The 14,500-nt window shown below is 54.8% G+C and carries 13 protein-coding genes; 1 reads left to right on the top strand and 12 read right to left on the bottom strand.

The annotated features are described in order from the left end of the window. Positions 1-184 precede the first annotated feature (184 nt). From LPA37_RS16085 to rfbB, 8 genes are all read right to left on the bottom strand, one after another. On the bottom strand, positions 185-1,564 hold the full coding sequence (locus LPA37_RS16085) for an ABC transporter ATP-binding protein (protein WP_229013084.1): 1,380 nt from the start codon (positions 1,562-1,564) through the stop codon (positions 185-187). Beyond that, entirely contained in the window at positions 1,554-2,384 is an 831-nt protein-coding gene (locus tag LPA37_RS16080) for an ABC transporter permease (RefSeq protein WP_229013083.1), read from the bottom strand. The genes LPA37_RS16085 and LPA37_RS16080 overlap by 11 nt, the downstream gene beginning before the upstream one ends. Beyond that, positions 2,381-3,505: a non-hydrolyzing UDP-N-acetylglucosamine 2-epimerase gene (gene wecB, locus LPA37_RS16075; RefSeq protein ID WP_229013082.1), complete on the bottom strand. Its 1,125-nt coding sequence runs from the start codon at positions 3,503-3,505 to the stop codon at positions 2,381-2,383. The genes LPA37_RS16080 and wecB overlap by 4 nt, the downstream gene beginning before the upstream one ends. A gap of 380 nt (positions 3,506-3,885) precedes the next feature. After that, the gene (locus LPA37_RS16070) at positions 3,886-4,740 is read right to left on the bottom strand and encodes a dTDP-4-dehydrorhamnose reductase family protein (protein WP_229013081.1); all 855 of its coding nucleotides are present in this window, start codon (positions 4,738-4,740) and stop codon (positions 3,886-3,888) included. Positions 4,741-5,645: 905 nt separating this feature from the next. Then, positions 5,646-6,545, bottom strand: a complete 900-nt coding sequence (gene rfbD, locus LPA37_RS16065) for a dTDP-4-dehydrorhamnose reductase (RefSeq protein WP_229013080.1) — start codon at positions 6,543-6,545, stop codon at positions 5,646-5,648. Between the two features lie 42 nt (positions 6,546-6,587). Continuing rightward, positions 6,588-7,136 carry a dTDP-4-dehydrorhamnose 3,5-epimerase gene (rfbC, locus tag LPA37_RS16060; RefSeq protein ID WP_229013079.1) on the bottom strand — a complete coding sequence of 183 codons (549 nt, stop codon included), beginning with the start codon at positions 7,134-7,136 and terminating at the stop codon, positions 6,588-6,590. Further along, complete coding sequence (gene rfbA / locus LPA37_RS16055) at positions 7,133-8,014, bottom strand: glucose-1-phosphate thymidylyltransferase RfbA (protein WP_229013078.1); 882 nt, start codon at positions 8,012-8,014, stop codon at positions 7,133-7,135. Before rfbA ends, rfbC begins: the two co-directional genes overlap by 4 nt. A 10-nt stretch (positions 8,015-8,024) precedes the next feature. Continuing rightward, positions 8,025-9,086, bottom strand: coding sequence for a dTDP-glucose 4,6-dehydratase (gene rfbB / locus LPA37_RS16050; RefSeq protein ID WP_229013077.1), 1,062 nt, complete (start codon positions 9,084-9,086; stop codon positions 8,025-8,027). Between the two features lie 379 nt (positions 9,087-9,465). Between rfbB and LPA37_RS16045 the strand changes: the two genes are divergently transcribed. Further along, a complete protein-coding gene (locus tag LPA37_RS16045) occupies positions 9,466-10,308 on the top strand; it encodes a symmetrical bis(5'-nucleosyl)-tetraphosphatase (protein ID WP_229013076.1) in 843 nt (280 codons plus the stop codon). Between the two features lie 6 nt (positions 10,309-10,314). On the opposite strand, the gene LPA37_RS16040 is transcribed toward LPA37_RS16045, so the two are convergent. The 4 genes from LPA37_RS16040 to LPA37_RS16025 all read right to left on the bottom strand — a co-directional run bounded on the left by LPA37_RS16040 (position 10,315) and on the right by LPA37_RS16025 (position 14,438). Then, entirely contained in the window at positions 10,315-11,220 is a 906-nt protein-coding gene (locus LPA37_RS16040) for a GDP-mannose 4,6-dehydratase (protein WP_407672538.1), read from the bottom strand. Continuing rightward, on the bottom strand, positions 11,204-12,238 hold the full coding sequence (gene gmd, locus LPA37_RS16035) for a GDP-mannose 4,6-dehydratase (protein WP_229013074.1): 1,035 nt from the start codon (positions 12,236-12,238) through the stop codon (positions 11,204-11,206). Before gmd ends, LPA37_RS16040 begins: the two co-directional genes overlap by 17 nt. A gap of 88 nt (positions 12,239-12,326) precedes the next feature. Next, entirely contained in the window at positions 12,327-13,115 is a 789-nt protein-coding gene (locus tag LPA37_RS16030; protein WP_229013073.1) for a lysophospholipid acyltransferase family protein, read from the bottom strand. 45 nt (positions 13,116-13,160) lie between these two features. After that, a complete protein-coding gene (locus LPA37_RS16025; RefSeq protein WP_229013072.1) occupies positions 13,161-14,438 on the bottom strand; it encodes a dihydroorotase in 1,278 nt (425 codons plus the stop codon). Positions 14,439-14,500: the final 62 nt, after the last annotated feature.

Below are 14,500 nucleotides of genomic sequence, written 5' to 3'. Positions count from 1 at the left end.
TTTCCCACTCTAAATATCAGATTATCGTGATCCTGCAGTCACAATGCTTCAAAACCGGTGCCGTATCGCTTTTTCAATGAAGATACATTACTTAAAATCACGAAATTTAATTCACCGCTTCAAAAGCCCCCCTTTTTTGGCGGCACAGCAAAAAAACAGCGTTATCCAAATTCAAATTTAATTTTCAAAGCTGAATCGTTCGCAATTGAAATCCCAAATCAACTAGGGCGGTTGCCGCACTAGGTTCATCTGGAATAACTCTAAATACAATTGCATCAACAATACGATGGTGCAACGATCCATCGATACCCTGAATTGCAAAGTTACAGAAATAGGTTGCAGGAGTGAGCAAGCACGTGAACTCAAAATCAAGATTCAGTATGGTGCCCGCCGCTACATCAATGCCAGGCTCTCCCTGTAGGGGATGTGCACAGCCGGCCAAATCAACGCCTGCCGTGGTGCGAATCAGAGCAAAAAAGCGGACTCCATAGCAATCCTCTTCGAAGTGGGCTGTGCAGGTTAGTTTGTAATTTCCTCCCTGCAAAATGTGATTAACCTTTTCGCCAGACGAAGTGCACAAACTAGGCTGTTCTATGCGCGCGCCCACCGCCTTATACGCGGAGAAAGTTTCTGAAACGAAACTGGCATCCAGAAAAGGTTTGATCTCATGGTCCGCCGTCTTTGACCGAACATCGATATTTGCGTCAGTTATCGCTGATTCCGGTTTATTGGGCAGTAGCGTATAACCATCGACGTCTTCCCTACGGATTTCTTCGATTAGATGCGTTGTAGCCGGAGTCGGAAGATTACCCAATTTTTGGGAAAAAAATACGGCTCGCTTGGGGACACCTGTAAATAGTCGCTCACCCCGATTCAGTAAAATAGCCCGATCACATAAATTGATAATTGTGCCGCCAGAATGAGAAACGAATAAAATTGTCCCTCCATCGCTCTTGATCTTATTGATTCGAGCGAAACATTTCCGCTGGAAAGGTTCGTCGCCGACCGAAAGCGCCTCATCCACAACCAAAATATCAGGATCGACACTGATGGCAACTGCAAAAGCTAACCGAGCATACATCCCGCTGGAATAGTGTTTAACCGGCTGTTCTATGAAATCACCGATATCGGCAAACGCCGCTATATCGTCAAAGCGAGCATCAATTTCCTCATGCTGTAATCCGAGAACAGTCGCGTTCATGTAGACGTTCTCGCGCCCGGTAAACTCCGGATTAAAGCCCGCCCCCAACTCCAACAACGCAGCCACACGGCCGCGCGTTTCCACTCGTCCTGTCGTTGGTGCCAAAGTGCCGCAGATTATTTGGAGCAGTGTCGATTTTCCCGAGCCATTGCGTCCAATAATACCAATTGTTTCTCCTCTGCCTACTTCAAAAGACACATCCTTAAGCGCCCAAAACTCCCGGTAATAAGCCTTGGGAGCGCGACCAACGAGCGCGTGAAGCTTAGGCATAATAGACTGTCTGAGACGATCCTGCGGTCGCTCGTAGATCTCATAGCATTTCCCCAAATTATCCACTTGGATCGCAATATCTTCAGAGAACATCGGCGAACCCCCGGCGCATCTTCTGAAACCACCAAAAACCAGCCCATGCGAATATCATACTCACGAATAGATAAACACCCAGTCCTTCCCAATTCGGAGTTTGACCAAATAACAATACTTTCCGAGACTCTTCAATAATGAGTGTGAGAGGATTTAACATAACGAAAGGTCGCACCTTTGCCGGCAACGCCGAGGCGGGGAAAAACACTGGTGAAACAAACAGAAGAACAGATGTAATCAAGCCGGTTGTCTGACTAACATCTCTAACAAACACCCCAGTTGCCGCCAGGAACCATGCAAATCCCAATGTGATCAAAATGAACGGCGCCACTACGATTGGAAACAGTAAAACTGTCCAATACAGCCCACCGGAAATAATCAACTGAAGCAGTAACAAAACGAAGACACTAATTAATGCATGAAAGATAGCCGAGCCAGCCGCAATCCAAGGAAATATTTCCAGTGGAAAAACAACTCTCTTTACATAGCTTACATTGCTATTAATTAGCGTCGGAGCGCGATTAACGCACTCCGAAAAGAAATTGTGAATGATCAATCCAACAAATAGCACAATTGCAAAATTAGCGCGCCCGGATTCATTTCCCGAGCCCCAGCGACTTTTAAATACGTATGAAAAGAAAAACGTATAAACAGCAAGCATCAACAGAGGATTAAAAAATGACCAGGCAAGACCCATCACCGAGCCCCGATAACGCCCCAAAACCTCCCTCTTCGCCATGTGAAAAATTAACTTTCGATTTCTGACAAAACTGGCGTATATTTCAAATAGGTTTGTCTTATAGGCTTGATGTGGGTTCATTTGGACCACACTACTCTGTTAACAAAATCCACATAGCTCAATACGACACGGAGAATTTTCTGTGAAACCTCACCGCCGGCGTAGTCGGAAACCAGTTTGATCGGCCTTCCGTCTACACGACGCTGTCGCATCACTACGCTCACTGCGTCGAGCACTCGATCGGTTTTTAGTCCACTCATGATCAGCGTTCCCTCGTCCATTCCTTCGGGACGTTCGTGCGCATTTCGAATGGTAATCGCCGGCAAATTCAACAACGAGGCCTCCTCGGTGATCGTCCCGCTGTCGGACAGCACGCAGAGCGCTTCCATTTGTAATTTGACATAGTCAAAAAACCCGAAAGGCTTGAGAAACTGAATTCTAGCATCTACCCCTCCCACGCCAAGCGCCTCCAGGCGCTGACGTGTGCGCGGATGGGTGGATACGATAACTGGAATGTCGTACTTCTTTACCAGAGCCTGAAGAGTGTCCAGTAAATCCTGCAAATTACTCGGCGAATCAACATTTTCTTCGCGGTGAGTACTCAGCAAAAAATATCCGCCAACCTTTAACCTCAATCGTTCCAAAATGTCCGATTTAGCAATTTTCGGCATGTAATACTGGAGTACTTCCTGCATATGCGAGCCGGTCTTGATAATTCTATCGGCGGGTATCCCCTCTGCCAATAAATAGCGGCGAGCATGTTCGGTAAGTACCAGATTCATGTCGCTGAGATGATCGAGCACCTTGCGGTTAAGTTCTTCCGGCACTCGCTGATCGAAACAACGATTTCCCGCCTCCATATGGAAAACAGGAATTTTTCGACGTTTTGCCGAAATGACTGAAAGACATGAATTGGTATCTCCGTACAACAGGAGGGCATCTGGCCGCTCCTCTGCAAGTACCGCGTCGGCCTTTTCGATTACTCGTGCGATGGTCTGAGCTGCACTGTCGCCAACGGCACCCAAAAAATGGTCAGGGCGGCGGATTCCGAGATCATCAAAAAATACTTGATTCAACTCATAATCGAAATTCTGACCAGTATGGACCAACACGTGCTGGGTATACTCATCAAATTCCGCAATAACACGAGACATTTTGATAAGTTCAGGCCGCGTACCGACAATGGTCATTACCTTAAGCATAAAACTATTCCTGAGTATAATTTAACTTGAATATCCGCCTTCTGACGTCTTACGATCTGCGTCCGCCTACATATACATACGGCGGTTATCCAGATTCATCATCGTGCCTTTGACAAAGGCACGTCAAGGCATCCGACGTCGATTGTGGGTGGAATCATAATCACTTTTGAGGATCCTTTTAAAATCACCCAACAGTGTTTTCGAGCCCAATAAGAAGGAGTGAGATCTTGCAGCTCCGAGATTCAACATATTTTCCCATCTCCTCTTAGCTAGAAAGGCTAAATCGCTTGATCTCGGGGAAAAACACAGCAATATGGTATTTCTTGAGAGTTGCCCTGCAAGCATTGGGTTTTTCCGGCGCTCACTTTAATATCCATCGACTATTTGAATGCGTGCATGCGTTCAACAAGGACAGGCCAAGCAGGAGGTAAGTAACCTGTAGCTTCCTTGAAACGATCCGAGTTCAGCGAACGATCAATAACGAAATCCTCGACAGGATCAATCTGGATAGTTTTGCCATACACATTAGCAATCTGCCGCAACAATTCGTATTTATTGATGGGATCGGAAGAAATATGATAAAGACCGCAGAGTTCTGGGCGTGGTAATACGAAGTCCCGTATCGCGCCGGCCAGTTCTACCGTTGGTAAACCCGAAAAAACCGCACGAGCAAAACCTTTCACCGTGCCTGTCTGAGCAAGAAACCAGTTCAGAAGACTCCGCTGACCCGTCAATTCATGGCCGATAATCGAGGTACGCAGAGTAATGGCGTGCGGATAGTCCACTTCACCCAAAAACTTGGAACGACCATAGAGATCATTCGCATCCGGAAAATCCGTTTCTAGATAATTGCCTTGTGCACCGGAAAAGACACAGTCCGTACTAATGTGGATAAGGCGTGATTCGGTAGCTTTACACAATGCGGCAAGGCGATGAGGTAACAGCGTATTGATGGGAACTGCCTGCAAGGGATCGTTAGCATCGGCCAGCTGCTTGACCAGACCGATGCAGTTTACGACGACATCAGGTTGTACGGTCGCAAATGCCCGCACGAGGGAATCATGATGCTCAACGTCAACGCCGGCGATGATTCGGCCGGAAAGAGCGCTAAGGGGATGCTGCCGCGAAATTTCCCTGCGAGTCGTACCAAAAACGATCAGGTCAGGGTTCGCAGATAAAACGCGGAATACCGCATTTCCTAGCATCCCAGTTACACCAAATACCATTACTTTCATTGCGCGTCCAAAATTGTCGTTGCCTCTTCAAGGCTGACATGATCAACAGATGTCAAGACTAAGGAGGAAAACTACCTTTATTCAGCAAATCAGCTTAAAACCGAAGCAGTGCATCCTGCCCCGGAACACTGTACGACTTCATTGCCCGTCATTCCCACCTACTCCGGCCAACGAGAAACCGACGGTCACCAATGCCACGCTCAAGCCAGGCATGCTCCACACATCCGGACAATTTGTGGCCGACGACGAGTTTTGGTACCCGACTCATCGTGATCTGTGTCTTGGGAACCCACTCCCGTGACGCGGGCTCCGCGCGTCACGCCCCAAGATCGTTCATCGACAATTGCACAAGATTTCATCCTCTACGGCTCCGGAGTATCCATGCGTGATGGTGCCGCTGAAGTGGATAAAACTCAAGCGCACTCATCTTCACCCCCGGTTATCATGGGAAAGAAGGGACCGTCTCGCATGCAAGAACCGCGCCGCGCTCACAAAAATATAGATGGAATAACCGTCCAGCACCATCTGGTGGCGACGCACGTGGTCGCGAATACGGTGGGGGCCCCACTCGACGCCGAGGTCGATACAACATCTACAAGTACGCAAAACGGAAAACAGCCTTGTGAAGTCGCTTCGCCGACCAACCAGTTGGTTCGGTGAGCAAACGAAATGTCGAATCTGATATCGCGAAGCACAAAATACGCATTCAAACGAACGACCAAATGGCGCACGAGCATCGCGTAGAGCCAAGATGCGGCAATTGGGTTCTCGAGCACTTATGAGCTTGCTCAACCCTACGGGAGTTATCACAGCCTCAACAGGATCGCTAACGCCGTTCAATTGAGCGAGAATTGTACAGCGCCAATCGGTCACCTGTCTCGTGAGAACACGGCCCGCTCCTACGCTCAGGATATCTCTAGACAAAGTCGTAGGGCGTCCTGCCAGTTCTCCATGTTTAGACCAAAAATCGATGATATTTTTTTATTCGACAAGATCGAATTGGCGGGCCGCTGCGCCCGCGTCGGGTATTCAGAACTCAATATCGGAATCACACCCGGACGAAATTCACGTTGCTCCGCGTCGAAAATCGCCTCAGCGAATCCTGCCCACGAAGTCGCACCGCGTGATGTCAGGTGATAGATACCCGACCTCTCATCCCACCACTCGTGGTTTCGAGCACTGGACGCAATTCCTTGCGATACGATATGCGTGGTTGCAACTGCAATCGCCCGGGACCATGTGGGCGCCCCGGTCTGGTCAGCCACTACGCGTAGTTCGCGTTGTTGCGCTCCGAGCCGCTGCATTGTCAGCAGAAAATTCTTGCCGCGCGTCCCATAAACCCAACTCGTTCTGAGAATCAAGTGAGCACACCTGCTTGCCACAATGGCTTCTTCGCCAGCAAGCTTGCTACGTCCATACACATTTTGCGGATTGGGAGCGTCTGTCTCGACATAGGGTGACGACTTTGTACCGTCGAACACATAGTCGGTCGAAAAATGGATCAGTACAGCATTCACTTGTCGAGCTTCTTCCGCAAGAATCTCAGGAGCATCGCCATTGATGCGTTGAGCGGCGCCTTCCTCATCCTCGGCCAAATCGACGGCAGTGTAGGCTGCCGCGTTAATGATCAGTGCGGGCTTCGTCATTCGCACCACACGTCGTATGTCATCAGGGTTTGTTAGATCGAGTTCGTGTCGGTGCGGCGCAACGATTCGACCCAGGCCCTGAAGGCTGCGTACCAGTTCGAAGCCAACTTGGCCTGTTGAGCCCGTGACGAGAAGCGTTCGGTCAGGTGATGTGGTCATTGGTCAATCCAAAAAACGAGAAATGGATTTCGAACCGCCTTGTCAGTCAATGCTCAACTCGCTGAGTGGCCGACCAGCCGCATCTTTCGCCGCCAATATCGGTTCGCTCTGAATTGGCCACTCAATCCCAATGTTGGGATCATTCCAAAGCAAACATCGCTCGTGTTCAGCAAACCAATAATCCGTTGTCTTATACAAAAACTCCGCCGTTTCCGACAACACGGCAAAGCCATGTGCGAACCCTGTCGGAATCCACATTTGCCGCTTGTTTTCTGCGCTCAAGCGCTCGCCCACCCATTTACCAAAGTTCGGGGAATCAGTCCGAATATCGACAGCCACATCAAATACTTCTCCCGAGACTACGCGCACAAGTTTCGCCTGCGGATGCTTGACTTGAAAATGTAATCCGCGCAACACGCCTTTGACCGATAGCGAATGATTGTCCTGCACAAACTTCACCGCCTCACCCACTGCCTCACTGAACTCCCGCGCATTGAAGCTCTCAAAAAAGTAGCCGCGCGCGTCCCCAAACACCTTGGGTTCGATGATTTTTACTTCGTGCAGCGAAGTCGGATTGACGGTGATTTTCATACACTAGGATCCGAAAGTAACTTGAGTAAATATTCGCCGTAACCGTTTTTCGCTAACGGCTTAGCGAGACTCACGACCTGTTCCGCGCCGATCCAATTCTGGCGAAACGCAATTTCTTCGGGACACGCGACAACCAGCCCCTGGCGCTTTTGCAGCGTCGCAATGAACGTTGCTGCTTCGATCAATGAGTCGTGCGTACCTGTATCGAGCCAGGCATAGCCGCGCCCCATGATTTCGACGTTGAGTGCCGACATCTCCATGTAACGCGAATTGACATCGGTAATTTCGAGTTCACCGCGCATGGACGGCTTGATGTCCGTGGCGATGTCGCATACTTGGTTGTCGTAGAAGTATAAGCCCGTCACTGCATAGTTGGACCTCGGCTTGGCGGGCTTTTCCTCGATCGAGACCGCGCGGAATTGCTTATCAAATTCCACAACGCCGTAGCGCTCGGGGTCATTCACGTGATACGCGAACACGGTCGCACCCGACGTTCCGGCGCTTGCCCGTTCGAGATGTTTCGCGAGATCGTGACCGTAGAAGATGTTATCGCCAAGAATCAGTGCAGACGGGTCGTTGCTGATGAACTGACGCCCGATCAGAAACGCCTGCGCCAGCCCATCCGGCGACGGTTGAACAGCGTACTGAATATTCATTCCCCACTGACTACCATCGCCGAGCATCGCTTCGAAGCGCGGCGTGTCCTGCGGCGTCGAGATGATCAGCACATCGCGGATTCCCGCAATCATCAGCGTCGACAGCGGGTAGTAGATCATCGGTTTGTCGTACACAGGCAGAAGCTGCTTCGACACGACGTGCGTGATCGGATAGAGCCGTGTACCGGACCCGCCCGCGAGAATGATGCCTTTGCGTGCCATCGTTGCTCTCTTACGCGCGTTGCGCGTAGTTGGTCTCGACCCACTTCCGGTACTCACCGGAAGCCACTTCGTCCGCCCATGCCTGATTGTCAAGGTACCACTGGACCGTCTTTGCAAGACCCGTTTCGAACGTCTCGGCCGGCTTCCATCCGAGTTCACGCTCGAGCTTGCGCGCGTCGATCGCATACCGGCGATCGTGACCTGGGCGATCCGTCACATACGTGATCTGGTCGCGATACGTGCCGCCCGCCTTCGGCTTCAGGCGGTCGAGCAGATCGCACAGCGTGTTTACAACATCGAGGTTCTTCTTCTCGTTCCAGCCGCCAATGTTGTACGTCTCGCCCGGTGTGCCGAGCGCGAGTACTTCGCGAATCGCGCTGCAGTGGTCGCCAACATACAGCCAGTCGCGCACGTTCTGTCCATCGCCGTAAACCGGCAGCGCTTTTCCCGCCAGCGCGTTTGCAATCATCAACGGGATCAGCTTCTCGGGAAACTGATACGGACCGTAGTTGTTCGAGCAGTTCGTCGTCAGTACCGGCAAGCCGTACGTGTGGTGATATGCGCGCACCAGATGGTCGGAACCTGCCTTCGTCGCGGAATACGGGCTGTTCGGTGCATAAGGTGTGGCTTCCGAAAACTGCGGATCCGTGGCGGACAGGGACCCGAATACCTCATCGGTGGACACATGCAGAAAGCGAAAAGCCGTCTTCTCAGTGTCGCCCAACGCGTTCCAATAGCTACGCACCGCTTCGAGCAACGTAAAAGTGCCGACCACGTTCGTCTGCACGAAATCCGCCGGACCATGAATCGAACGATCAACGTGGCTTTCGGCCGCGAAGTGCAGCACGGCGCGCGGCTTGTGTTCCGCCAGCAGGGTATCGAGCGCGGCGCGATCACAGATATCGGCGCGCACGAAAATGTGCTTCGGACTGTCCTGTTGCGACTTCAACGTCCCCAAGTTGCCGGCGTACGTGAGCTTGTCCACATTCAGAACCGGCTCGTCCGAACCATTCAGCCAGTCAAGCACGAAATTGGCACCGATAAAACCGGCGCCGCCCGTTACCAGGATCATGGGATTCCTTTCAAGAATGCGTGACGAATACGCCCCGATATGTCGACCCCGCCACCCCGTATTGCGGTGAGTGATTCCTGTGAACGCCCGGCGCCACATCATTCAGGCGCTAATCAGACGCTCGGTCACTGATTTTTATGAATACGAGATTATAAAGCGACCAGTAGCAAAAACTAGAACCCTAACAACTTGAAACAGCTTGACAATGTTCACATTCAATCAGGGCGCTGGTCGCAAGAAAATCCTCCGGAGGGCGGATTGCGCCGGAGTTCCTGCCCATAAAGGCTGAGACTGGTTAATAATGACCGTTCATCATGGTCTATGAGCCGGTCTTCAATCGGGTTCGGACGCCTCACCGCACCCCTGACTTACGATAAACATGTCCAACGCTCCTGCCCCGCTTGCCTTCGGCGACCTTCAGGGCTGCCGCACCCAGTTCCAGCAACTCCTGGCGAAAGCCGCCCCTTCCGACGACACGCCACTGTGGTTTGCCGGCGACATCGTCAACCGCGGCCCGGAATCGCTCGCCACGTTGCGTGATCTCGTCGCGATGGGCGATCGCGCGATCGCAGTCCTCGGCAATCACGACCTGCATCTGCTGTCGGTTTCGGCGGGCATCCGTAACGCGAAGAAAGGCGATACGATCGACGAAATCCTCGCCGCTCCGGACGCCGAAGACCTGCTGGAATGGGTGCGTCACCGTCCGATCGCGCACTTCGAGAACAACATGCTGCTCGTCCATGCGGGCGTGCCGCCGCAATGGGACGCTGCATTCACGATGGAAATGGCCGGCGAACTGGAACGCGCGCTGCGTGCGCCGACCTGGAAGGAAACGCTCGCGGGCCTGTACGGCAACGAGCCGAATCGATGGAAACCGGGTCTGAAAGGAATCGACCGGCTACGTCTGACGTGCACCGCCCTCACACGGATGCGTTTTTGCAACGCGGAAGGTTCGATGGACTTCACGTCGAGCGGCGGAGTGAATTCCGCGCCGCCGGGTTACATGCCCTGGTTCGACGTGCCCTCGCGACAATCGGCCAGCACGACTGTCGTTTTCGGCCACTGGGCAGCGCTTGGCCTGATGGTCCGCGATAACGTGATCGGGCTCGACTCGGGCTGCGTCTGGGGTAACCAGCTTTCGGCAATACGCCTGACCAGCGATCCCGCGGGCCGCGTCGTCACGCAGGTGGACTGCTCGGGGTGTCGCGGGACAGGTAACTAACCGGCATCACGCGTCTAACATCCATCTCACCGTATCCCGGAAGTCGAGCGGCTCGACGTCCGGTACGAGCGAGCGCAGCTTCGCTGGCGACCCGGCGAGTACCTTGACGTCGCTCTGCCGCACGAAAGCGGGGTCCACCCGGACCTCCAGCTGGTGGCCTGTCAACCCTGCCGCCATATCGAGGATCTGCTTCAACGTATACGGCTGCCCCGTGCAAACGTTCACCGTCTCACCAACAGCTTCCGATTCCAGCAACGCCTGATAAACCCGCGCCACATATCGCACGTCGGAAAAATCTCGCGCGACATCCAGATTCCCAAGCGATATCGACGTCTCACGTCGCGCGAAATGATCGACGATCTTCGGCACCAGGAAGTTCGGCGACTGGCCCCGCCCGGTGTAATTGAACGGCCGCGTAATCAGAATCGGCAACCGGTCGAACCACGTTCGAACCAGCGATTCCATCGCGGCCTTGCTCGCCGCATAGTGATTGACGGGCGCCAGGGGAAACGTCTCGTCGATGACGTCGCTCGCGACGTTGCCGTAGACATTCGCGCTGCTCGCGACCAGCACCTTACGCGGGGTATGGCCGACTTCCGCGCAGGCCTGCAGCAGATTGAGCGTACCCAGCACGTTGACGCGATAGAACGCGAGTGCATCGTCGTGGCCGACAAAGCTGATCGCGGCCAGATGCACGATGTAATCCGGACGGACCGCGTCGATTACCCTGCGGCACTCCTCGATCGACACAATATCGAGCCCGGACGCCCCCGGCTGTTCGCCCGCCGCCGGCGGCGCGGCGTCCGCGATCGCGTGGCCGGCCGCAGCCAGGTTCCCGACCAGATATGAACCGGTGAATCCGCTCGCTCCTGTAACCAGCGTGCGGATCGGCCGCTCAGAATGAAGATCCAACCTTGTTTCTCCTGATATCTGCATCGACCATCATTTCGCAAAGGGTCTCGAGGGACGTGTCCGGTTTCCAGCCAAGTGTGGAGGCCGCCTTGGACGCATCCCCAATCAAAAGATCGACTTCCGCCGGTCGATAGAATTTCGGGTTCACCCGCACAAGGACTCGCCCACTGTCGGGCTCGATGCCCACTTCCTGTTCGGCTCGACCTCGCCATTCAATGTCCATTCCCGCGCCTTTGAAGGACATGGTGACAAAATCCCGCACGGTCTGTGTCCTGTTCGTGGCCAGCACGAACGTATCAGGCTGGTCGGCCTGCAGCATCCGCCACATCCCGTCGACGTACTCTTTCGCGAATCCCCAATCCCGCTTCGCGTCGAGGTTGCCCAGTTCAAGTACGTCGAGCTTGCCGAGTTTTATCTTCGCGACCGAATCGGTAATCTTGCGCGTCACGAACTCACGGCCTCGCAGCGGTGATTCATGATTGAAGAGGATGCCACTGGCCCCAAATATTCCGTACGACTCGCGGTAGTTCACGGTCATCCAGTGAGCGTAGAGCTTGGCCACGCCATATGGACTTCTCGGATAGAACGGCGTGGACTCCGTTTGCGGCACAGCCTGCACCTTGCCAAACATCTCGGAGGTCGATGCCTGATAGAACCGGATGGACTGATCGAGTACGCGGATGGCCTCTAGCAGATTGACGGCGCCGAGGCCCGTGATTTCCGCCGTTGTGACGGGTTGATCAAACGACACGCCCACGAAGCTTTGCGCAGCCAGGTTGTAGATCTCACGCGGCTTGGCCTTTTCGACGAGGCGAAATGTCGAACCTGGATCTGTCAGGTCGTGTTCGATCAGATGCAGATTCGGATGACCCAGCACCCCCAGTTCTTCCATCCGCCAGAAATTGACAGAACTGGTCCGTCTGTACGATCCGTAGACGGTATAGCCTTTTTCCAGTAACAATTGGGAAAGGTAGGCACCATCCTGACCCGACACCCCGGTTACGACAGCGCTCGTCATCGAATCTCCATTTCCAAGGATTTAAATATGCCCTGAACACCCTCTTGCAGTCTCGTCGCCCAGCAAAACTATAGCTTAACGAAATTCATCAAAAATTCACTGCTTCGCGGTCTGGGAATTTCACGCCTTTTGCGGTCTGCCCAACACCCTGCATCCCCCTCAACGCCCGCCCCACCACCGCCTCCGCTTCCGCCGCCAGCGACCGCCTGTCAGCCCCCGAAGCCAGCGGCGCCCCGACATAAACATGCGCGGTCAGCGGACCGCCTTTCAGCATCGCATTCAACGAATCGCTGAGCGTGAGATCGTCGATATACGCAGGCGTCGTCGACTGCCGCCCCTGCGCATCCTCATACATGAGACACACCGGCTGCACAGGGCAAGAAGCCGACACCGCCGCCTGAAACAGGTTCGCATGAAACGGCAGCAGCGCGAGACCATCGGACGTCGTGCCCTCGGGAAACACGCACACCAGTTCGCCCGCGCCCAGCCGTTCAGCCAGTTCATGCACGATCCGTCTCGCGTCGCTGCGTTTCTCGCGCTGGATAAACACGGTGCCAAGCTGCTCGGCCAGCCACCCCACCACCGGCCAGTTGCGAATCTCGGCCTTCGACACAAACGGCGTCGGTCGCCATGCGTTGATCACGTAGATATCGATCCACGAAACGTGGTTCGCCACGACAAGCGCGCCCGCATCGAGCCGCGCCTCGTCGTTATGCACGACGAGGTGCATGCCGCACAGCCGCAGCATCTTCAGCGACCACGCGCGGTTGAGTTCGAGCCGCTCACCGGCGGATGCGCGCGGAAAACGCGTCGCAACCGTCCACATGCCGTGCAACAGATGCGCAACCAGTCGTGTCTTGCGAAACGCGAGCTTCATGTTCGACGCTTTCCGTTCCTGTATCGATGTTCTGTCAATCACGCATCAACGCTGTTCGAACGCGAGATGACCCGCGACGATCGTCGCGCGCACGCGCGCCGGCAGTTCGTAGCCGAGGAATGGCGTGTTGTGCCCCTGGCTCTTCAGCGCACGCGGCTCGACGCGCCAGTGCCCGTTCGCATCGAACACGCACAGGTCGGCCACGGCGCCCACGGCGACGCGCCCGGCAGGCAGCTTCAGCACGTCAGCCGGCGACGACGTAATGCGGTTCAACGCCTTCGCCAGCGGCACATTCGCTTCGCTCGCCCACTTCACCGTCAGCGACAGAAAGAGTTCGAGTCCGGTCGCTCCCGGCGTGGCTTCGGCGAACGGCAGCAGTTTTTCGTCGTCGTCGACGGGCGTGTGGTCGGAGCAGATCGCATCGATCGTGCCATCGACGAGGCCCGCGCGGATCGCTTCGCGATCGCGCTGCTGGCGCAGCGGCGGGTCGAGCCGGTACTGCGCATCGAAGTAGCCGATATCGACGTCGATCAGATGCACGTGGTTCACGGTCACGTCGCACGTCACCGGAAGCCCTTCGGCCTTCGCCGCACGCATGAGCGCGACGCCGGCCGCCGACGACACATGCGAAAGATGCACGCGCGCACCCGTCACGCGGACGAGTTCGAAAATCGTATGCAGCGCGATCGTCTCGGCGGAAACCGGCACACCCGACAAGCCGAGCCGCGAAGCCAGCGCGCCGCTCGCCGCCACGCCACCCTTCGCGAGATACGCATCCTGCGGACGCAGCCACACGGTGTAGTCGTACGTGCTCGCGTATTGCAGCGCGCGCAGCAGAACCTGCGTATCGATCACCGGCACATCGGCCTGCGAAAAGCCGATACAACCGGCTTCCGTCAGCTCGACCATTTCGGTGATCGTCGTGCCCTTCAGGCCGACGGTCAGCGCGCCGAGCGGATACACATGCGCCTGGTTGAGCTTGAGCGCGCGAAACTTGAGCATCTCGACGAGACCCGGTTCATCGAGCGTCGGATCGGTATCGGGCGGGCACACGAGACTCGTCACGCCGCCCGCGAGCGCCGCGGCCATCTCGGATTCGAGCGTCGCCTTGTGCTCGAACCCCGGCTCGCGCAGACGCGCCGACAGATCGACCAGACCCGGCGCGATCGACAGCCCTTTGGCATCGATCGTCTTCGTCGCATGAAAATCCGCAGGCGCGTTGCCAAGGGCGACGATCTTGCCGGCTTCGATGTAGATGTCCTGCCGCTGTTCGGTGCCCGCTACCGAATCGATCAGCGTGCCACCCTGGATATGAATCTTCATTTGCTGCCTTTTTTCTGCGTTTCGTTGCGTGCCGCGTGTTCGCGCAAGAAGTTCGGTCGTCG

The organism is Paraburkholderia gardini, assembly GCF_907164545.1.
Taxonomy (GTDB): Bacteria; Pseudomonadota; Gammaproteobacteria; order Burkholderiales; family Burkholderiaceae; genus Paraburkholderia; species Paraburkholderia gardini.
The sequence above is the reverse complement of the archived record's forward strand: the minus strand, read 5'-3'. Positions and strand labels throughout refer to the sequence as shown.